At 57.9% G+C, this 19,561-nt stretch carries 18 protein-coding genes and 1 tRNA gene; 10 read left to right on the forward strand and 9 right to left on the reverse strand.

Annotation, left to right across the window (positions count from 1 at the left end; all coding sequences use genetic code 11):
- Window positions 1-40: 40 nt before the first annotated feature.
- Window positions 41-117 (reverse strand) — tRNA-Ile (locus Q0802_RS19690).
- Between the two features lie 129 nt (window positions 118-246).
- Between Q0802_RS19690 and purM the strand changes: the two genes are divergently transcribed.
- From purM to rnd, 3 genes are all read left to right on the forward strand, one after another.
- On the forward strand, window positions 247-1,293 hold the full coding sequence (gene purM, locus Q0802_RS19695) for a phosphoribosylformylglycinamidine cyclo-ligase (protein ID WP_298921494.1): 1,047 nt from the start codon (window positions 247-249) through the stop codon (window positions 1,291-1,293).
- Window positions 1,290-1,883, forward strand: a complete 594-nt coding sequence (purN, locus tag Q0802_RS19700) for a phosphoribosylglycinamide formyltransferase (protein WP_298921496.1) — start codon at window positions 1,290-1,292, stop codon at window positions 1,881-1,883. The genes purM and purN overlap by 4 nt, the downstream gene beginning before the upstream one ends.
- A gap of 95 nt (window positions 1,884-1,978) precedes the next feature.
- Window positions 1,979-3,139 (forward strand): ribonuclease D, encoded by a 1,161-nt coding sequence (gene rnd / locus Q0802_RS19705; protein ID WP_298921498.1) that lies wholly within the window; start codon window positions 1,979-1,981, stop codon window positions 3,137-3,139.
- Window positions 3,140-3,209: 70 nt separating this feature from the next.
- Here the strand turns inward: rnd and Q0802_RS19710 are convergent, their stop codons facing one another.
- Window positions 3,210-3,722 (reverse strand): hypothetical protein, encoded by a 513-nt coding sequence (locus Q0802_RS19710; RefSeq protein WP_298921499.1) that lies wholly within the window; start codon window positions 3,720-3,722, stop codon window positions 3,210-3,212.
- Between the two features lie 125 nt (window positions 3,723-3,847).
- Here Q0802_RS19710 and Q0802_RS19715 point away from each other — a divergent pair, with 125 nt between their 5' ends.
- A complete protein-coding gene (locus tag Q0802_RS19715; RefSeq protein ID WP_298921501.1) occupies window positions 3,848-4,258 on the forward strand; it encodes a SufE family protein in 411 nt (136 codons plus the stop codon).
- Window positions 4,259-4,330: 72 nt separating this feature from the next.
- Here the strand turns inward: Q0802_RS19715 and Q0802_RS19720 are convergent, their stop codons facing one another.
- From Q0802_RS19720 to Q0802_RS19735, 4 genes are all read right to left on the reverse strand, one after another.
- Window positions 4,331-4,969, reverse strand: a complete 639-nt coding sequence (locus Q0802_RS19720; protein WP_298921503.1) for a DUF1638 domain-containing protein — start codon at window positions 4,967-4,969, stop codon at window positions 4,331-4,333.
- A gap of 69 nt (window positions 4,970-5,038) precedes the next feature.
- The gene (locus Q0802_RS19725) at window positions 5,039-5,740 is read right to left on the reverse strand and encodes a B12-binding domain-containing protein (protein WP_298921505.1); all 702 of its coding nucleotides are present in this window, start codon (window positions 5,738-5,740) and stop codon (window positions 5,039-5,041) included.
- A gap of 212 nt (window positions 5,741-5,952) precedes the next feature.
- On the reverse strand, window positions 5,953-9,102 hold the full coding sequence (locus tag Q0802_RS19730) for an efflux RND transporter permease subunit (RefSeq protein WP_298921508.1): 3,150 nt from the start codon (window positions 9,100-9,102) through the stop codon (window positions 5,953-5,955).
- The gene (locus Q0802_RS19735) at window positions 9,102-10,262 is read right to left on the reverse strand and encodes an efflux RND transporter periplasmic adaptor subunit (RefSeq protein WP_298921510.1); all 1,161 of its coding nucleotides are present in this window, start codon (window positions 10,260-10,262) and stop codon (window positions 9,102-9,104) included. Before Q0802_RS19735 ends, Q0802_RS19730 begins: the two co-directional genes overlap by 1 nt.
- 79 nt (window positions 10,263-10,341) lie before the next feature.
- Between Q0802_RS19735 and Q0802_RS19740 the strand changes: the two genes are divergently transcribed.
- Window positions 10,342-10,971 (forward strand): TetR/AcrR family transcriptional regulator, encoded by a 630-nt coding sequence (locus tag Q0802_RS19740; protein WP_298921512.1) that lies wholly within the window; start codon window positions 10,342-10,344, stop codon window positions 10,969-10,971.
- Between the two features lie 6 nt (window positions 10,972-10,977).
- Here the strand turns inward: Q0802_RS19740 and bmt are convergent, their stop codons facing one another.
- The 3 genes from bmt to Q0802_RS19755 all read right to left on the reverse strand — a co-directional run bounded on the left by bmt (window position 10,978) and on the right by Q0802_RS19755 (window position 14,324).
- Complete coding sequence (bmt, locus tag Q0802_RS19745) at window positions 10,978-12,003, reverse strand: betaine--homocysteine S-methyltransferase (protein WP_298921514.1); 1,026 nt, start codon at window positions 12,001-12,003, stop codon at window positions 10,978-10,980.
- Between the two features lie 33 nt (window positions 12,004-12,036).
- Window positions 12,037-13,923 (reverse strand): phosphatidylglycerol lysyltransferase domain-containing protein, encoded by a 1,887-nt coding sequence (locus Q0802_RS19750; protein WP_298921516.1) that lies wholly within the window; start codon window positions 13,921-13,923, stop codon window positions 12,037-12,039.
- An 86-nt stretch (window positions 13,924-14,009) separates the two neighbouring features.
- Window positions 14,010-14,324 carry a DUF1476 domain-containing protein gene (locus tag Q0802_RS19755; protein WP_298921518.1) on the reverse strand — a complete coding sequence of 105 codons (315 nt, stop codon included), beginning with the start codon at window positions 14,322-14,324 and terminating at the stop codon, window positions 14,010-14,012.
- Between the two features lie 156 nt (window positions 14,325-14,480).
- Here Q0802_RS19755 and purC point away from each other — a divergent pair, with 156 nt between their 5' ends.
- Genes purC through Q0802_RS19780 form a run of 5 tightly spaced genes read left to right on the forward strand, consistent with a single transcriptional unit; the run spans window position 14,481 to window position 19,313 of the window.
- The gene (gene purC, locus Q0802_RS19760; protein WP_298921520.1) at window positions 14,481-15,242 is read left to right on the forward strand and encodes a phosphoribosylaminoimidazolesuccinocarboxamide synthase; all 762 of its coding nucleotides are present in this window, start codon (window positions 14,481-14,483) and stop codon (window positions 15,240-15,242) included.
- A gap of 36 nt (window positions 15,243-15,278) precedes the next feature.
- A complete protein-coding gene (gene purS, locus Q0802_RS19765; RefSeq protein WP_298921522.1) occupies window positions 15,279-15,509 on the forward strand; it encodes a phosphoribosylformylglycinamidine synthase subunit PurS in 231 nt (76 codons plus the stop codon).
- Window positions 15,509-16,177: a phosphoribosylformylglycinamidine synthase subunit PurQ gene (gene purQ, locus Q0802_RS19770; protein ID WP_298921524.1), complete on the forward strand. Its 669-nt coding sequence runs from the start codon at window positions 15,509-15,511 to the stop codon at window positions 16,175-16,177. The genes purS and purQ overlap by 1 nt, the downstream gene beginning before the upstream one ends.
- A 37-nt stretch (window positions 16,178-16,214) precedes the next feature.
- The gene (locus Q0802_RS19775; RefSeq protein ID WP_298921526.1) at window positions 16,215-17,975 is read left to right on the forward strand and encodes an ATP-binding protein; all 1,761 of its coding nucleotides are present in this window, start codon (window positions 16,215-16,217) and stop codon (window positions 17,973-17,975) included.
- Window positions 17,976-17,978: 3 nt separating this feature from the next.
- On the forward strand, window positions 17,979-19,313 hold the full coding sequence (locus tag Q0802_RS19780) for a sigma-54 dependent transcriptional regulator (RefSeq protein ID WP_298921528.1): 1,335 nt from the start codon (window positions 17,979-17,981) through the stop codon (window positions 19,311-19,313).
- Window positions 19,314-19,561: the final 248 nt, after the last annotated feature.

The following is a 19,561-nucleotide window of genomic DNA, read 5'->3' on the forward strand; positions in this document are numbered from 1 at the left end:
GAGGCGTCTCTTTCGGCGGCGGAATGGCGGAGGGTGAGTATGGTAGGCCCGGCAGGACTTGAACCCGCAACCAAAGCGTTATGAGCGCTCTGCTCTAACCAATTGAGCTACAGGCCCGCCATGACTGCGTGGGTAAGCCGGGCCGTTGCCGAGGTCAAGAGCCTGTGAGCTGTCACCGGGCGTTGCATGCGGACCTTGAATGCTCTAACCCGCGAGCAGGTAATCTGTGGCGCGAGGGACCGGAAAATGACACTGCCCAAAAATGGGATCACATATGCGGATGCGGGTGTCGATATCGACGCAGGCAATGCCTTGGTGGACCGGATCAAACCGGCGGCGAAACGTACCAATCGTACCGGTGTTATGGCCGGTCTCGGCGGGTTTGGTGCGTTGTTTGACCTCAAAGATGCCGGATACGTTGACCCGATTCTGGTTGCGGCGACAGATGGTGTTGGCACCAAGTTGAGGATTGCAATTGATACCGGCCACGTGGATGGCGTTGGTGTCGATCTGGTGGCCATGTGCGTAAACGACTTGGTGTGTCAGGGCGCGGAGCCCTTGTTTTTCCTGGATTATTTTGCAACCGGCGCGCTGGATACTGAACAGGCCGCCCGCATCATCGAGGGGATAGCACTGGGGTGCGAGCGGGCAGGATGTGCGCTGATCGGCGGAGAGACTGCGGAAATGCCGGGGATGTATCCTGCCGGCGATTTCGATCTTGCAGGGTTTTCGGTGGGCGCGATGGAACGCGGTCAGGATTTGCCGGCCGATGTTTCAACCGGCGATGTACTTTTGGGGCTTGCCTCGGACGGTGTGCACTCCAACGGCTACAGCCTCGTGCGCAAACTGGTGGCGCTTTCGGGTATGGGGTGGGATGATCCATGTCCTTGGTCGGGGAAATCCCTGGGCGCCGAGCTTCTTACGCCGACGCGGTTGTATGTAAAGCAAACCTTATCGGCGATACGGGCTGGCGGCGTGCATGCGCTTGCCCATATTACGGGCGGCGGGCTGACGGAGAACCTGCCGCGCGTTCTGCCCGAGGGTCTCGGTGCACGGATTGATCTGGAGAGCTGGGCATTGCTGTCGGTCTTTGAATGGATGGCGCAAACCGGTGGTATGAGCGCAAACGAATTACTCAAGACCTTCAATTGCGGGATCGGTATGATTCTGGTTGTCGCTCCCGAAAGGGCCGATGCGCTTGGCCAGCTTCTTGCTGATCAAGGCGAAACGGTGACGCAACTTGGCGTTGTGACGCAGACGCCGGGTGTCGCCTATCAGGGCAATCTTCTGTGACGAAACGCGTCGCCGTATTCATTTCGGGCAGCGGGTCGAACATGCAAAAGCTGCTGGAAAGCATGAAAGACGATCATCCGGCGCGGGCTTGTGTCGTGCTGTCGAATGATCCCCGGGCAGGGGGCTTGGATATTGCGGAGGCGGCGGGCGTGCCGACCGAGGTGGTTCGGCATGAACCCTTCAAGGGGGATCGGGTCGCATTCGAACATGCGCTGACCGGTGCCCTGGCGCATCACGCCCCTGATCTCATCTGTCTGGCCGGGTTCATGCGCAGACTTACCGCGGGGTTTGTCGACCCTTGGCGTGGGCGTATGCTGAACATTCACCCGTCGCTCTTGCCAAAGTACCGAGGGCTAAACACACATCGGCGGGCTCTGGAAGCGGGAGACGCGGTTCATGGCTGTACGGTGCATGAAGTGACCGCCGCCTTGGATGATGGCCCTATCCTCGGTCAGGCCGAAGTTCATGTGCTGCCGGATGACACCGAAGCGACACTGGCTGCACGGGTCCTGGAACAGGAACACCTTCTTTATCCCGCCGTTCTGGCTCGGTTTGCCGGTGGTGACCGACGACCCGTCATGCTGCGCTAAGAACCGTGCGCCGGGTTCTGGTCAAAGGTGCAGGGCTCGTGTAACAGTTTCAGGACTGGGTAAATTAACAGAGCTGAAGAAAAAGAAACGCCCGAATGATAACACTCACCACGACTGCGGAACTCGCTGCTTTTTGTGCGGAAGCAGCCAAGTTCGATTATGTCACCGTCGACACAGAGTTCCTGCGCGAACGGACGTACTATTCGAAGCTTTGCCTTATCCAGCTTGCCATGCCCGGCACGGACGACAGCACTGCTGTTCTTGTCGACCCCTTGACGGATGGGATGTCGCTGGAGCCGCTCTATGAACTCTTCCGGGACACATCGGTGGTCAAGGTATTTCACGCAGCGCGACAGGATCTTGAGATTTTCTACGTCGATGCGCAGGTTTTCCCTGAACCTCTGTTTGATACGCAGGTGGCGGCCATGGTCTGTGGATTTGGGGAACAGGTGGGCTATGAAACACTGGTCCGGCGGATCGCGAAAAAGCAGCTCGACAAGACTTCCCGTTTTACCGACTGGTCGCGCCGCCCCCTGACCGATGCACAGAAAACCTATGCTTTGGCAGATGTGACCCATTTGCGTGACATTTATGAGTTTCTCGCCCGCAAGCTCGAAGAAACCGGTCGCGGGCGTTGGGTCAACGAAGAACTCACGGTTCTGACAACTGCCGAGACCTATGTGATCCCGCCCTTTGAGGCCTGGCGTCGCGTGAAGACCCGTACCAACTCCGCCAAGTTTCTCGCCATCGTGAGGGAATTGGCCGCCTTTCGCGAAACCTATGCGCAGGAACGTAACGTGCCGCGCAACAGGGTGTTCAAGGATGACGCTCTCGTTGAATTGGCGTCCAACAAGCCAAAAAATACGGAAGAGCTGGGTCGGGCGCGATTGCTTTTGCGCGAAGCGCGGCGCGGGGACATCGCGGAAGGGATCTTGAAAGCAATCGCCGCTGGTATTGCCTGCCCCGCCGACCAGATGCCGCAGCCGGATCGGTCGCGCGACAAGTTGCAGGTCAATCCCGCCCTGGCGGACTTGCTGCGCGTTTTGCTCAAGGCGAAAACAGAAAGCGTGGGCGTGGCTGCCAAGCTCATCGCGTCAGCGTCCGATCTGGACGGGATTGCTGCAGGGTTGCGCGATGCACCGGCCCTGAAAGGTTGGCGCAAAGAGGTCTTTGGGGATGACGCATTGCGGCTCTGCGAGGGCAAGATCGCCCTTGCGGCGAATAAGTCTGACGTTGAAATTGTCGCGTTGGACTAACAGCCGACGGGTTTTTCCACCATGCAAAACACATCAGTTGCAGCGATAACGCCGCGCGATCAAGGATATCTCAGCGCCGCGATTGCCGTGCGTTTTGCACGCCTTCAACCCGAATGGTGCGCGTCCCTTCCAACATGCGATCCGTGACACGGCGCGCCGCTGTTACCTGCCGCGTCGCAGGCGCACCCTGCACGCGCAAATCCGCGCGTTGCAGTCCTTCGAGACGGTAGGTCAGAACGCCATCCACGGCCTCCTCATCCTCGTTGGCGGGGGTCAGTTGGACGTCGTAGATACCTTGCACGGCTGCCGTGCCCGTGGCGCGAATGATCGCACCGCCAGGCACACGCTCAACGACCAGCTCATCAATGACCTGGATGGGAGAACCCAGGTAGACCTCCTCGCCGCGGCCTCTGGATTGAAAGAGACCGGTGCGTTCCGGTATCAGCGGGTTTTTTTCCTGCGCCGAGGCGGGAACGACGGGAGCAGATTCACTGCCGCCAAACCAGTTGAAGGGGTTGAGCCGCGTTCCACAGCCCGCAAGGACCAGGGTAGAGACCAAAAGGGCGGAAACTGTCTTGCGCATGGTGCCTGCCAATTGTTTTTCGTATCTTCCGAGTACCGCATCTGGCTTCCGTTGAAAAGCATCAAGGCGGGGCTGGACCTTTGGCAAGGCACAGCTTACCTCAGGCGCATCAAGTGAGGATGGACATGGCGCAGGCTGCTTTTGAGGAATTGGTGGAAGACTTCGAGTTCCTGGAGGACTGGGAAGAGAGATACCGCCTGGTCATCGAGGAGGGCAAGGCGATGGTGCCGCTGGCTGACGCATTAAAAGTGCCTGCAACGAAAGTCGACGGTTGTGCGAGCCAGGTCTGGCTGCATGCGCTGACTGACGGCGGTGTGTTGCATTTTGATGGCGAGAGTGATGCGATGATCGTCAACGGTCTGATTGCGGTTTTGCGTAAGCTTTACAATGGCTTGACGCTGGATCAGGTGGCAAAGGTTGACGCGCGCGCTGAGATGGAACGCCTCGGACTGAATGATCATCTGTCTGCTCAGCGGTCAAATGGACTTCGAGCGATGATCGAGCGCATCCGAAAGGTTGCCACGGCGGCGGCATAATCCAATTGCGACACCTTCGGTGTCACACGATGTTTTAATTTCCTTCGGAAATTGTGGATGTGGTGCAGCAGGTCATAGTCTGGCAAGGCTGGTGGCCAGATCGCCGTAACCCGTGAGGCGCCGTTCGAACTTAAGCCCCAGGAAATCCGCGCAGTGCCGTGCTTTTTCCGTGAGTGCCGCGTCATCGGTCTGTGCCTGATAGACCAGTTTTTCGTAGTTGGCGAAATACATGTCGCGCAGTTCGGGATGACGATCGAGCCCCATGGGCTTGACGATAAATGCATCAAACTGGCGGACGAGAAAATCGGTCAGGTAGAAAGTTGTGATCTCGGTCTCGCTCTGCTTTGCAAAGCGGTCGTTGCCTTCGAAAAAGGAGTAGCAGTGAGGGCCAGCGACCATTTCGACACCCAGCTCTTCACAGGCGGCCTCAAGCAGACCGCCGGTGCCGCAATCGGCATAGACCACGAAAATGCTGGCATAGGCGGCGCGATGTTTGGTGACTGCCTCGCGGACCGCTTGGGTGATTTTTTCGGGGTAGAGATGGTACTTGGCGGGCAAACAAGTAAGATCGAGATGTGCCCAGCCATTGGCAGCCTTCAGGTCGAGGATTTCGCGTGCCAGTGCCCCGCAGGCGATCAATAGCACCTTGCCGCTCTTTTCTGTCAGCGGCAGGCCTGTCTCGGTAAGCTTCGTATCATTCAGCCCTTGCATAGCGCTCTTTCGCGAAAACGGCCTGCATCGGGGTCTCCGACACAGGTCGCGAAACTCATGTGACGGAGATCAGGCGGATTTCTGATTGTGTTTGCGGCCAACCCATTCCTTTGCAGTCTCCACCGCGACCGCAGCGTCGCGGCAATAGGCATCGGCACCAATCGCCTTGCCGAACTCTTCGTTGAGCGGAGCGCCCCCGACCAGCACAATATAGTCATCACGAATGCCCTGTTCGACCATGGTGTCGATCACAACTTTCATATAGGGCATCGTGGTGGTCAGCAGGGCGGACATGCCCAGAATATCGGGCGCTTCCTGTTCCATTGCTTCCAGATAGGCTTCAACCGCGTTATTGATGCCGAGATCGACCACTTCGAAACCGGCACCTTCCATCATCATGCCGACGAGGTTCTTGCCGATGTCGTGAATGTCGCCCTTGACCGTGCCGATGACCATTTTGCCAACGCGGGGCGCCCCTGTTTCGGCCAGCAAGGGTTTGAGGATGGCCATGCCGCCCTTCATTGCATTCGCCGCCAGAAGAACTTCGGGCACAAACAGAATGCCATCGCGGAAATCGTGGCCCACGATGGTCATGCCGCCCACAAGTGCCTTGGTCAGAACATCGTAAGGTTGCCACCCGCGTTCCAGCAGGATGTTCACGCCTTCTTCGATTTCCTCTTTGAGACCATCATAGAGGTCGTCAAACATCTGCTGAACAAGTTCTTCGTCGTCCAGTTCCGAGAGAATGATATCGTCTTCTTCGTCCGACATGAGCTTTCCTTTGTTGCCGCACCAGAAAGCGGGGCGTGATCTTTTGACCCTTTTGACAGAACGCCCGCACCTGACTTTTCAAATTGCGACACGAGGGTATCGTTGTGCGACGCTGTGACGCAAATTTATCGCAACATCAGATCAATGCACAAGCCTCCCAAGGCTCCGTGAGAGCGAAACTTTTTCATAATGATATGGAGTTCAACCTTGGGTTACTCCGCCGCCTGAACAAGGTTTAAGGGGGCAAGACCCGACGTCGTCGCAGATTGCTTTCGCGTATCAGGATTGGTTTTGCGGGCGTAGAGAAGCGCGAACATTGGGGGCGTAAAGTAAAACGAAACGACAGTGGACAACAGAACGCCCCCCGCGACGGACATGGCAAAAGGCGGCCAGAACCCGCCACCTGCAAGGATCAGCGGCAGAAAACCTCCAAAAGTCGTAATGGTTGTGCTGACAATATGGCGGCTTGATCCCATCAGGACACCTACCATGGCATCCGGATTGCCCTGACGCGCCTCGGGATCGTCGCGCAGGCCGGTCATGATGATGATGGCGGCGTTTATCGAAACCCCGATCGACCCGATCACGCCTATGATCGCCGTTATGCCAAATGGATACTGGAAGATCGCCAGCGACAGGATACTCAGGCCCGCAGAGAGGACGCTGACCACCAGGGCAATGGCGGAGAGGCGGAAGGAATTGAAGGTTATCACGATGGCCGCAATCGACAGGGTGACGATGAGCCCGAGTGAGGCCAACAGATTGCCCAGCGTCTCGGCGCGCGCATCGCTGTCGCCACCGATCTCCATTCGGTACCCTGATGGCAGTGTAAAACCCTCCGCTTCCAGCGCGCGCTGAACGTCGTTCAAGGCCTCTTCGGGCAAAACATCACGCAGGATGAAGGCCTGAATGGTATTGTTGCGCTCGGCGTTGCGCCGGGTGATGATCGGCTCACTGGGATTGACCGAAATGTCTGCAATGGTGGAGAGTGGGATGCCGACGAATTGGCTCGCCCGCGATAGGCTCGCCGCGTTCGGCGGCAGAAGGGTCAGATCAGCAATGGCCGTAAGGTCCGTGCGTGTCGCATCGCCAAACCGCACCCGCACCGGTAACTCTTCAGACCCCTCCAGCAAAGAGCCACCTGAGACCCCCTCCAGACCCGCTTCGAGTTGGCGCGAGATGCTCGCCAGATCGAGGCCCATGGAACGTGCCTTGGCTTCATCGACATCGATGCTGACCTCCGGCGCGCCTGTTGTGACCGTGCCCCGGGCAAGGGTGACCGCATCCACATCGGCAACGATACGGCGCACGTCTGCCCCCAAAACACGGAGGGTGTCGATATCCGAACCGACGATCCGTAATTCCACCGGGGCGTCCACGGGGGGGCCCTGAACGAGGCCGCGCACCAGTACCTGCGCAGCGGGTGCTGCCGCGCCGATGTCGCGTTCCAATCGGCTGATCAGCGTTTCCGTTGCCTCCTGTGAATATGTGGTGACAAGGGCCTGCGCAAAGCGGGGTGCATTGTCGCGGGCGCTGACCATATTGTAGTAAAACGCCGGGGCTGATTTACCGATGACCCAGGAAACCTGTTTTGTTTCAGGCGCATCCCGCAGTAGCCGGTCGAGCGTATCCACCACTTTGCTGGTTTGGGAAAGAGCAGCGCCCGGGCGTAAATCCACCTCGATGTGAAACTGGTCACGATCCACGCCCGGAAAGAACTGCGCGGTCAGCAAAGGCATCGACATGAACCCAAGCACAGGCAGCACCAGCGAAAGGGCGATAGAGCGCATGGGGTTCTTGACGGCCCATCGCAGGGACGCTGCAAAGGCAGCAGACAGCCGGGGCAGCTTGATCCCGGAAGAAAGATGCTCCGACTTATCCCGTGATGGCATCGCCCAACCTGCGATGGCCGGTGTCAACGTCACGGCAATAACAAAAGACCAGCCCAGCATCGTGACGACGGCAATCGCAATGGATCCCACAAAATCGCCCGCCGGGCCCGGCAAGAGGATCATTGGGGTGAAGGATAGGGCGGTGGTTACGGTGGAGGCAAAGAGGGGGGCAAAAAGACGCCGGACCGCACCGCGTACCGCTACCAGTCGCGATCGGCCACTGGCGACGCGCTGGCCGACCTCATCGGTCATCACGATGCCCGCGTCCACCAGCAGGCCCAAAGCAACGATCAATCCGGTCACTGACATCTGATGAATGGCAAGTCCGATGATGTTCATGGTTGCGAGGGTTGCCAGGGAGACGATGGGCAGGATGAGCGCCACGATCAGCGCGGCCCGTACGCCCAGGGTAATCAGAAGGACGCCAATAACCAATGCGATGCCGACAGCCATATTGCCGCCGACCTCCGCGAGTCGCTCGGCTGTGTAACGGCTTTGATCAAAGATCAGCTCGACCGTGATCCCGCCGGGTGCATCCGCCTGAAATGTGGCAAGTGCTGCGGTGACCCGACCCATCCAGACATCAACCTGCAATCCATCTTCGAGTTTCGCTGCAACCAGAACTGCGGCTTTGCCATTGTGCAGCGCGCGTTCGGCAAGCGGCAGGCGCGGCCCACGGCTAACCTCGGCGATATCGGCAATGCGGGTGACCTGACCGCCTGAGCCTTCGCGAACAATGAGATCGCGCACCCTGTCCGTGGCGGTGATGTCGCCTGCAACATCGATGATCATCTCTGTTCCAGCGCCCCTGACGCGCCCGGCCTGACCTTTACTGTCCGCTCGTGAAATGGCTGTGGAAACATCATCCGCGGTCAGTCCCAGCGCGGCGCTTCTTGTCGTATCAAGTGTCACCAGCACTTCTTCTTGAGGTGCGCCAAAGGTTTCTACCTGCTTGGTGCCTGACAAGCTGCGCAGGTCATCTGCAAGACTTTCAGCGTGTCGTCCGACAATCGAGAGGGGGACATCATCATGCGCGCCAAAGAGTGCGATGATTGCGCCGAAGGTGCCGGCACCATCGGAGGAGAATTCCGGTGTCGCTGCACCTTGAGGAAAGGTTGCCTCGGCATCGCCAAGGGCATCGCGTATTTCGGACCAGACCTGCTCGATTCGGTCATCCGCCAATGTATCGGACAAATCGACCTGCACGATGGAGATACCGGTTGCTGAAGTCGAATTGATCTCATCCACTTCGGGAATTTCCCGCAACACGTCTTCGATTTCCGCGGTGATCAGCGTTTCGACGCGGGCAGGGTCCGCGCCAGGGTAGGGCGTTGTGATGGTGGCAAACAGATTGGTGATTGTCGGATCTTCCTGCCGTCCGATCGCAAGCAATGCCGAGAGGCCTGCCGCAATGATCACCAGAAGGGCAAGCGCCACGATGCGCGGTTCACGGAACGTGAGCGTCTCCATCAGCTTGGCTCTTGCAGAAGAGTTACTTTCTGTCCGGGCACAACGCGATGTGGCCCGTCCGCGACGTATCGGCTCCCGTTTGAAAAGGTACCGCGGACATAGGCCCGCTCGACGTCAGAAAACAGGATCTCGACGGATTCGCTTTGAACGAATGCACTGCCGTCCGTTTCGGAAACGGTCAGCAACCGCCATAACCCGCGTGGCGCGTCCTGCAACGCAGCCAATGGCACCCAGGCGCCAGCCTGATGGACGGTTTGCTTCAGCAATAGCACGCCTGTGTCGCGCAGCGGTGGCAATACATCCGCCGAAAAGTCGAGCAATACCATATGGGTGCGGGTTGCCGGATCCAGTTCCGGAAGGACGGCGTTCAATTGGACGTCGTATATTGCCTCGTCAAACACGACCTGGGCATTGGTGCTGTCGAGCAAGGCGCCAAGGGCGTCGGGTGACAGGCCAACGCGAAACTGGTGGCCACTGGATTCGACCAGGGAAAGCACAGGCTGGCCAGACTGCACAGCGCTACCTGTGTCGATCATGCGGGCCGACACCAAAGCATCGAAAGGCGCGCGCAGTTCTGATTTTTCCAACTGCAAGCCGACCGACACAAGACTGGCATCAACTTCGGCAATCCGCGCTTGTAGTTCGACCAGCCGCAGCGCCACGTTGTCTACGGCCTGCGTTGAGGCAAAGCCTTTTTCGCTGAGTTCGGTCTGCCGTTTTGTCGTGCGCCTCGCCAATTCTGCCTGAGCTTCAAGCGCGCGGCGTGCGGCGATCAGGCGGGTTTTCTCTGCCTCTATGAGCCGGGTGTCGAGACGCGCGATCATGGTGCCCGCGGCAATTTCATCGCCCTCCTCAGCGGCAAGCAGCGCCACGGTGCCGCCCTGTTCAAAGGCCATTTCGGTTTGTTGGGCGGCCTCAATCTGGCCCGGAAACCGTCGGAGCACATCATAGCTGTCAGACATTATCAGACGGCTTGTCTGGACGTGTATCGCTGGTGCTGCAGCTGGCGGGGTGACGGCGGCAGCACGATCCGCCAGGATCGTCTGGCCCAGAATAACCAAGCCGATTGCCGTGCCAATTATCAAAACAGTGCAGACGAATGTCACCCATTTGCGTAGGATGCGGCGCCAAAGAGGTTTATCTATGGTGGCAGATGTCATATGAGACCTCACTTGTGAAGTAAGTGTCACTTACATATGTTATAAGCTCTAACTTTATCAAGCGCAAAAGGGGCGTTTTTTGTCAGATACCCACGATACAGTTCAAGAGAAACGCGCGTCTTACCACCATGGCGACCTGCGCGGGCAGTTGTTGACGGTTGTGCGTGAATTGGTGGAAGCCCATGGTCCTGAAGGGTTTTCTGTCGCCGAAGCGGCACGGCGCGCCGGTGTCAGCACGGCTGCCCCTTACAAGCATTTCAAGGACCGGGTCGATTTACTGAATGCGCTGGTATCGGATGCGATGGACCGGTTGAGCTGGCAAATGTCACAGGAAAGAGATCGCCATCCTGCCGGATCGTTGGAGGCTGTGGCGGGAATCGGCAACGCCTACATTACTTTTGCCAAGACGGAGCCCGGCATCTTTCGGTTGATGTTTGGACTGACCGAAGGACATGATGAAAACACATGCCTGCAGGAAAAAGGCGAGGCCTGTTTCCTGATCGTTGTGAAAGCCTGTGCGGATTATCTGGGCGTTGACACAGATGACCAGTCCGCGGCCCGCAGCGCTTACATGCTTTGGACCTCCGTGCATGGACACGCTTTTCTGAGTATCGACAACAAGAACACGACCGAGCTTAAGTCTATGGAAGAATGGGACTTCCTGATGTCGGTGGGTCGGGGCATCCTGAGCGCGCAGATGAAAGCCTGAAACAGGTCAACCAGCCGCGCGGCGTCGCCGGGAGGTTCTGCGTGCCGGGGTGGCGTTCTCGCCGGTTCCGTCATGTTGCGACGAAAACGCGCCCAGGCGATCGACAATTGCTTCCAACGCCGGGGGATGTGCCATCGTGCGGGTATCAAGCGCTTCACGCATGTGACGCAGATGTTCGGGCATGGTTCCGCAGCATCCGCCAATGATATGGGCACCGCATGCGCGCGCCATGACCGCATAATCCGCCATCAGTTCCGGCGTTCCATCATAGTGGATATGGCCATCGACATATTTTGGAATACCAGCGTTGCCTTTGGCGATAATAGGTTTTTCGGAGCCCTGCGCGGAAAATCCGAGAATGGTGCGCAGCAAATCCGACGCACCAGTTCCACAGTTCGCACCGAAGGCAACCGGGGCCTGCGCTGCGTCGAGATCATCGACCATTTTCACCATATCGGCACTGGTCAGCCCCATCATCGTGCGTCCGGCAGTGTCAAAACTCATGGTTCCGGCCCAGGTCAGTCCCGCCAGCATAAATCCTTCGGCTGCCGCGCGATATTCTTCGGGCGCACTGATGGTTTCAAGCCAGCCGATATCGGCACCCCCTGCTTTCAGCCCGTCGGCTGCTTCGTGAAATATTTCGACCGCCAGCGAATGGCTGAGCGTTCCAACCGGCTCCATGATCTCGCCTGTTGGTCCGACCGAACCTGCAACAATCACCTCGCGCCCCGCGGTATCGGCCACTTCGCGGCCAATTTCGGCTGACACCCGCGCCAGTTCATGCACGCGCTTCTCGGCCCCATGCAACTTTAGCCGCGCGGCATTTGCCCCAAAGGAATTGGTCAAAAACAAATCGCTGCCCGCGTCAACAGCACCTTTGTAGAGAGATTTGATCTTTTGCGGTTCGTCCGTATTCCAAAGCTCTGGCGCATCCCCGGACATCAATCCCATGTTAAAGAGGTTCGTGCCCGTGGCGCCATCAGCAAGCAATGTGCCTTTTTCGCCGAGCAATTTCAGGAATGGATTTGTCATGGGAACTCCGCACATTAGAGAAAGCAGGGAGTGTCATGAATGTGCACTCAAGACAAACTCATAATTCTCATCTTGGTTATGAGGATGAGAACCATTTGATGGTTTCAAGGTCTCGGGATGTGTCACTGAATAGGCGATGTCAGCGGCGGACAAGGTCAATCCGGCAGCTGTCGGTGAGGCCATGTAGAGCGGCACCCAGACGGGCCCGAAACTGGATTTGAATTGGCGCAGCCCCGGCCCGCCGGATTTGGACACGACCCAACGCGCAAGCCTGCGAAAAAAGGCATTTTCAGGATCAAGGCAGGCGGGTGTCGCTGCCAGGGAGATTTGCGCGATGTCGCGCGCGCGTGCCGCGGTGATCGCGTGATTGACCAGGGTGTGCATGGTGCCATCAGGGGCGTCGGGCAGGCATCGCATCACATCGAGACACCATTGGTGGTCGCTGGTATGAAAGCTGGCATAAGCCAGAAGTTGATCGCCCTGCGAGGCAATAACGACGTATTGACGAGACAGGTAGTCAGGGCAGAACCGACCCATTGTGCCGCCCCGCGCGGGACCCCGCGCAACCTGCCACTCGCGGTCGATCCGGGCCATTTCTTCCCAAGGCATGACGTGGGGTGTGCGCACCACGATGCCCGCTTTTGTCGCGCTGCGCAGTTTACGGCGCAAACTGCGGCATGAGGGGCGGTCAAGATCGAATTCTGAAGGGGTGAGCACGGCTTCATCGGCGATGTGAAGGACCGACCAGCCGAGTTTGCGGGCACACAGCGCGATGTGGCTGGTACATTTATAGAGAACTGCGATCTTGTTATATGCTGTCGCTTCGCGCGCGTGCTCGACCAGAGCGCGGGCAGGATCGTTGGTAATCGGATCGCACAGGGCGGTATGGGTTTGCCGGGTGGGCCATATTGCCAGCGCTGCATTTTGCGTGACATGCCAGAAACCGCCGTTCTGCCGGATAAGGCCGTATTCAGCGCGTTTGAGCGATGAAAAATCCGGCGCCGACAGGTCTGTTTCGTCGCGGCTTCCTGAGCCAAAGGGGCGGGTCATGGCCAGCATGGCCAGAAGCGCTGGCACCGCATAGTAGATCACACGGAACATCACGATCGCACAAAGCACATCGGTTGAGGCTGCTTGCGGCAGAATGCTCAAAAGCGTGAGTTCAAAGGGGCCGACCCCACCCGGAGTGCCAGAAAGCAGAGCCGCCGCCAGCGCCAACAGATAGGCAGGGAAAAACACCGCGACCCCAAAGGAAATGGCGTCGGGCATGAGAACGAACAATGCCGCCGCTGCCGCTGAGACGTCGACCAATGTCCAAAGCAGTATAGCCCCGCTTGCGCGCAGCGAGGGAAAGCGCAAGGATTTGCCGAACACTTTCGGTAACTTAACTGTAAAAAACAGATAGGCCAACAAAGGCAGACCCGCCATGACAGCCAGCGCAGGAAACAGGGTCCAGCCCGGGGCGGGGAGGATCAGCATAACCGCAGCCCCCACAACAAGCAGACCGATCATGAAAGAGAGGGTCACGAAAGCGGATAGCGCCATGGCTCCGGCAAAGGAAAGATCTGGCAGCATTCGCCAGCGGGCCAGCGCGCCGGTAAAGACACCAAACCCAAGGGTCTGGGCCAGGCAAATTGCAATTGTGCCGGAGCGGGCTGCGTGGGAGCGCGAAATTCCGGTTTGCAGGTGACGATGGGCGATGACGTCATAGCGACCTGCGGCCCAAAGGCTCACGGCTGTCAGAGCCAGCGCGGCAGTCCACTGATTGGCGGAGACATGGGCCATCTGCGCGGTAATTTGTGCGATGGACATCTCGGCCAGACGGTCGGCCATCAAAGAAAGACACAAGGCAAGAATGCCCAGCGGAAAACCGACACGCATGGCAAAACGGGCCCCGCCGGCCCAAGATAGTTGGATCATTCCCACGCGCTCCGATAGCGCCCCCGACGGGGAGGCTAGCGGATCAGAATGAGATAAGTGTTAACGTGGTCCCGGAGGGTTCCCGCTCAGACCTCGTCCATCAATTGCGCCTTGGCCTGCGCCATAAGCTCCAGCATTTTGGAGCGGATTGTGGCCTCATCAGCCTTGTCGCCGAGATCGCCGGAAACCTTGCGATAGACATCCTCATCGCCAGCTTCTTCAAAATCCGACCTGATGACTTCCTTGGCGTAATTTTCCGCGTCATCACCTGATTTGCCTAGCAGCTCAGCGGCCCAGAGACCCAACAACTTGTTGCGACGTGCCTCCGCCTTGAACTGCATTTCTGCGTCATGGGCGAATTTGTTTTCAAACGCATTTTCGCGGTCGTCGAAGGTTGTCATGGCGCGATCTCCTGATGTTCGATAAGCCTCTGCAACAGATATGCGGGCTTGCGACGCTTTGCGCAAGTGGCGCTGGCTTGCAGCAACGCGGGGCTTACACTAAGAGGGGCGCAACGTCTGCCGTGATCCTCACGGTAAAAGTGCGAAAGGACGCCCATGGCCCGGCGCAAGAAAATCTACGAAGGCAAAGCGAAGATCCTTTATGAAGGTCCTGAGCCCGGCACGATTGTTCAATATTTCAAGGACGATGCGACCGCCTTCAACGCCGAAAAGAAAGCCGTGATCGAGGGCAAGGGTGTGTTAAATAACCGCCTGAGTGAATTTTTCATGACAGGCCTTGGTCAGATCGGCGTGCCAAACCACTTCATCAAACGCCTCAACATGCGCGAGCAACTGGTTCGAAGCGTGGAAATCGTGCCTTTGGAAGTGATCGTGCGCAACTATGCCGCGGGCACCATGTCCAAACGTCTTGGCATTGAGGAGGGCACCCAACTGCCACGCCCGATTGTCGAATACTGTTACAAGGACGACAGCCTGGGTGATCCGCTGGTGACAGAAGAGCATATCGCCGCTTTTGGATGGGCCAGCCAGCAGGACATGGACGACATTCTGAGCCTTGCTTTGCGGGTCAATGATTTTCTCTCGGGCGTGATGATGGCGGTTGGAATTCGCCTCGTTGATTTCAAGATCGAGGTTGGCCGCGTTTTTGACGGAGATTTTCACCGTCTGATCGTGGCGGATGAAATCAGTCCGGACAGCTGCCGGCTTTGGGATATCGAAACCGGTCAGAAGCTCGACAAGGATGTCTTCCGACGTGATCTTGGAGATCTCAAAGACGCTTATACCGAAGTGGCGCGCCGGTTGGGCGTTATGCCCAAAAATACGCCACCTGTGACCAAACCGACCCTGATCAACTGACTATTTGACACGAAACGAGAAAATTAAGGACAGAGCATGAAAGCGCGAGTGCATGTGATGCTGAAAAATGGCGTTTTGGATCCACAGGGTGAGGCAGTGCGCCACGCTCTAGGGGCCCTGGGGTTTGAAGGCGTCAACGGTGTGCGGCAGGGCAAAGTGATCGAACTTGACCTCGCTGACGGTGCGACCGAAGCCGATGTGACCGCGATGTGCGAAAAGCTACTGGCCAATACGGTGATCGAATCCTACTCGGTGGAGACGCTCTGATGTACGCAGCGGTTGTTGTTTTCCCCGGATCCAACTGCGACCGCGATCTGGCCGTTGCTTTTGAAGCAGCTGGTGCCAAGGTCAGCATGGTCTGGCACAAGGACAGCGCGTTGCCAGACGGCGTGGATATTATTGGCATTCCGGGGGGGTTTTCCTTTGGTGACTATCTGCGCTGTGGTGCTATTGCCGCCAACTCGCCCATTTGCCGGTCGGTTGCCGATCACGCAAAGAAGGGCGGATATGTTCTGGGTGTGTGCAACGGGTTCCAGGTGCTCACAGAAACGGGGCTTCTACCAGGTGTATTGCTGCGTAATGCAAAGTTGAAGTACATCTGTCAAACTGTTGGTTTAAAGGTAGAAACATCTGCATCTGAATACACCAAAGGGTACAATGCGGGCGACGTCATAAACATTCCAATTGCCCATCATGATGGCAATTATTTTGCTGATGACGATACCATTGCGCGGCTGCAAGGTGAGGACCGTGTCGCGTTTACTTACACTGACAATCCGAATGGCGCGCGCGCGGATATCGCGGGCATCCTGTCGGAAAATCGCCGCGTATTGGGCATGATGCCGCACCCGGAGCGAGCGGCGGATGTTGGCCATGGCGGCACCGACGGTCAGGCGCTCTTCCGCGCATTGTCGCGTGCGCTCATCACAGCGTGACTTGAGCCTATCGGGCGCTTTCGCGTAGATTACGCGGATGAGCAGCAACGTCGATCCTGACAATCAAGAACGAGCGGTCAATTGGCGCGTGCGCGTGGCCTTGGGCGTATTGTTGCTACTGGCCGTCTCTGTCGTTGCCGTCACCAACAGCCTGCTGACGGATCGCTTTACCGAAAGCACGCGCAATCGGGCGGAGTTGCGACTGGCACTCTATAGCGGCAACCTGCTGTCGGAATTGCGCCAGAATGCAATTGTGCCACAGCTTCTGGCCCGCGACGCCGAATTGATCGGTGCCCTTAACTCCGCCGATTATACCGCCTCGACCCGCCGATTGATTTCCTTTGTCGAGGAGATTGGGGCGGCCTCTCTGATGCTTTTGGATATTGATGGGCGAACGGTGGCGGCAACCGACCGCAACCGGCTTGGGTCGAGCCACCGCGCGGAGGCCTATTTCGTTGACGCGATCCGGTCCAATTCCACCATCTTCACGGTCGCCGAACGGGAAACCGGCGGATACGGGTTTGTATATTCGCGCCGGGTTCAGTCAGGTTCCGACGTTCTCGGGGTGATTGCGGTTGAGGTCGATTTGCAGAAATTCGGCCGCGCCTGGGCAGGGATCTCCGACGCGGTAGTTGTGACCGACAGCACCGGCACGATCATTCTGACAACAGAACCCCGCTGGCGGGGGCGTACAGAAGAAGAAGCTTTGGCGCGTCAGACGCCACAAAACGCAATTCAGCGTGCCATTCAGGCGACGGCCGATTGGACCGCCCTGCCGCCTGATGCCTATCTGCAGGGCGAAGCGGTCATGCGGCTGGAAACCCGCATTCCTTTTCGTGGTTGGCGAATGGCGAGTTTTACAACCTATGCGTCGGTGCGTGAGAGGGTGAATGGTGTTTTGGCGCTTGAAATCATGGGCTTTGCGATTCTTCTGGCGCTCAGCTTCTATGCGCTGAGCCGCAGGACGGCGCTGCGCATGGCTCTGTTTCAGCGGGAATCTGCCGAACTGCGCGCACTTAACGTGGCGCTACAGCGAGAAATCGCCGAGCGCAAAAGGGTGCAGGAAACGCTCGCCGTGGCCGAACAGACCCTTGAACAATCCAGCAAACTGGCGGCCTTGGGTGAGATGTCTGCAGCGGTCAGTCATGAACTTAATCAGCCACTTGCTGCGATGAAAACCTATCTGGCTGGCGCACGGCTTTTGTTGCGCAGGAACCGACAGGAAGAAGCGCTGTCTTCCTTTGGGCGCATTGATGATCTGATCGAGCGGATGGGCGGTATCACGCGTCAATTGAAATCCTATGCTCGCAAGGGGCAGGAGGCCTTTTCCCCAGTAGATATGGGGGATGCGCTGGCCTCCGCCCTTTCCATGATGGAGCCACAGTTGCGTCAGCGCCATGTCCAGATCAGTCGGATCGTGCCTGAGACGCCGGTTCAGGTGATGGGGGACAGGCTGCGCATTGAGCAGGTGATGGTGAACCTGTTGCGCAATGCGATTGATGCCACTAAATCCGAGCGGTTGCCGAAGGTTGATATCATGCTGTCAGCTGGCGAGACGGCGACGTTGACCGTCCGTGACAATGGGCCGGGCATCGAAGACCTAGATCAGCTCTTCGAACCGTTTTACACTACCAAGCAGGCAGGGGACGGCGTGGGGCTGGGTCTTGCCATCTCCTCGGGGATTGTTAACGACCTTGGAGGACGGCTCACCGCACGTAATGGACAAGCGGGCGGCGCAGTTTTTGAAATGCAGCTGCCTATTTTGGGCAGCGAACACAGCACACAAGCGGCGGAGTAAGCCATGACACAGGCCATGAAAATCGCAATCGTGGACGACGAACAGGACATGCGGCAGTCGATCAGCCAGTGGCTGGCACTATCGGGATATGACACAGAGACGTTTTCCAGCGCCGAAGATGCGCTCAAGACATTGGGGCCTGATTATCCGGGCATTGTGATCTCTGATATCAAGATGCCTGGCATGGACGGGATGCAGTTCCTGAAAAAACTGATGGGCAATGACAGCGCGCTGCCTGTGATCATGATCACGGGGCACGGCGATGTGCCAATGGCTGTGGAAGCCATGCGCGTTGGCGCATTTGATTTCCTTGAAAAGCCGTTCAACCCCGACCGGATGAACGAATTGGCCAAAAAAGCCACCGGCGCACGCCGCCTTGTGATGGACAACCGGGCGTTGCGGCGGGAGCTGTCGGATGGCGGTCAACTGATGAAAAAGCTGATTGGCCAAAGCCCCGTAATGGAGCGGCTGCGCGAGGATATCCTTGATCTGGGGCAGGCCGACGGCCATGTGCTGATTGACGGCGAAACCGGCACCGGTAAAACCCTGGTGGCCCATGCGTTACATGCGGTGGGCAGTCGCGCGGGCAAGAAATTCGTTCTGGTCAGCTGCGGGGCTTATGAGGAAGAAGCCCTGAGCAAACGGCTTTTTGGTCCGATGTTGCCGGAAGACGCACAATTGCCAGCGATCGAGGAAGCACGTGGCGGGACATTGGTGTTGGAAGACATCGAAGCGCTGTCAGAGACCATGCAGGCGCGGTTGCTGAGCGTGATCAACGAGCAGGGCGCCCCGGCGGAAACGCGCATTGTCGCGATTTCAAACCTGCAGGAAGCAGGCCGTACATCGGAAGACGCCCTGCGCGCGGATCTTTTTTACCGGCTGGCAGCCCTGCGCATTACCGTGCCGCCGTTGCGTCAACGTGGCGAAGACATCCTGACGCTATTCACGCGACTGAGTGAGCAGTTCTCAGATGAATACGGCTGTGATGCGCCGCAGGTCTCGGCCCAGGAGGCGGCGCAGCTTTTGCAGGCGCCCTGGCCGGGCAATGTGCGTCAGCTGATCAATGTCGCTGAACGCGCCGTCTTGCAGTCACGTCGGGGGTCGGGAACGATTGCGTCGCTGTTGATGAACGATCACGAAGACATGCAGCCGGTCATGACCACGGAAGGCAAACCGCTGAAAGAATATGTGGAAGCATTTGAGCGGATGCTGATCGACAACACTATGCGGCGGCATCGCGGCTCGATTGCCAGCGTCATGGAGGAATTATGCCTGCCACGACGCACGCTTAACGAGAAAATGGCAAAGTACGGGCTACAGCGATCAGATTACCTTTGAGTAGGGTGACCTGAAGGAAAGTTTCGGAAAAACGACGTGAAAACCGGGGGATAGGCGCAAATTCAGCGCCTATTCGCACATTGCCCATTGTGTTTTCACATCCTGTGGCATTATCTAAGGGAATGGAGGCATGTCGCCCGCCGACAATCCGCTTCCTGAGAGATTCGCTGCCTTGGGCCCCCGTGTGGACGTATCACACACCCGATGCAGACCGATTGGGCCGGAAACGGCCGAGGAACCGCTGATGT

This window comes from uncultured Roseobacter sp., assembly GCF_947495275.1.
Taxonomy (GTDB): domain Bacteria; phylum Pseudomonadota; class Alphaproteobacteria; order Rhodobacterales; family Rhodobacteraceae; genus Roseobacter.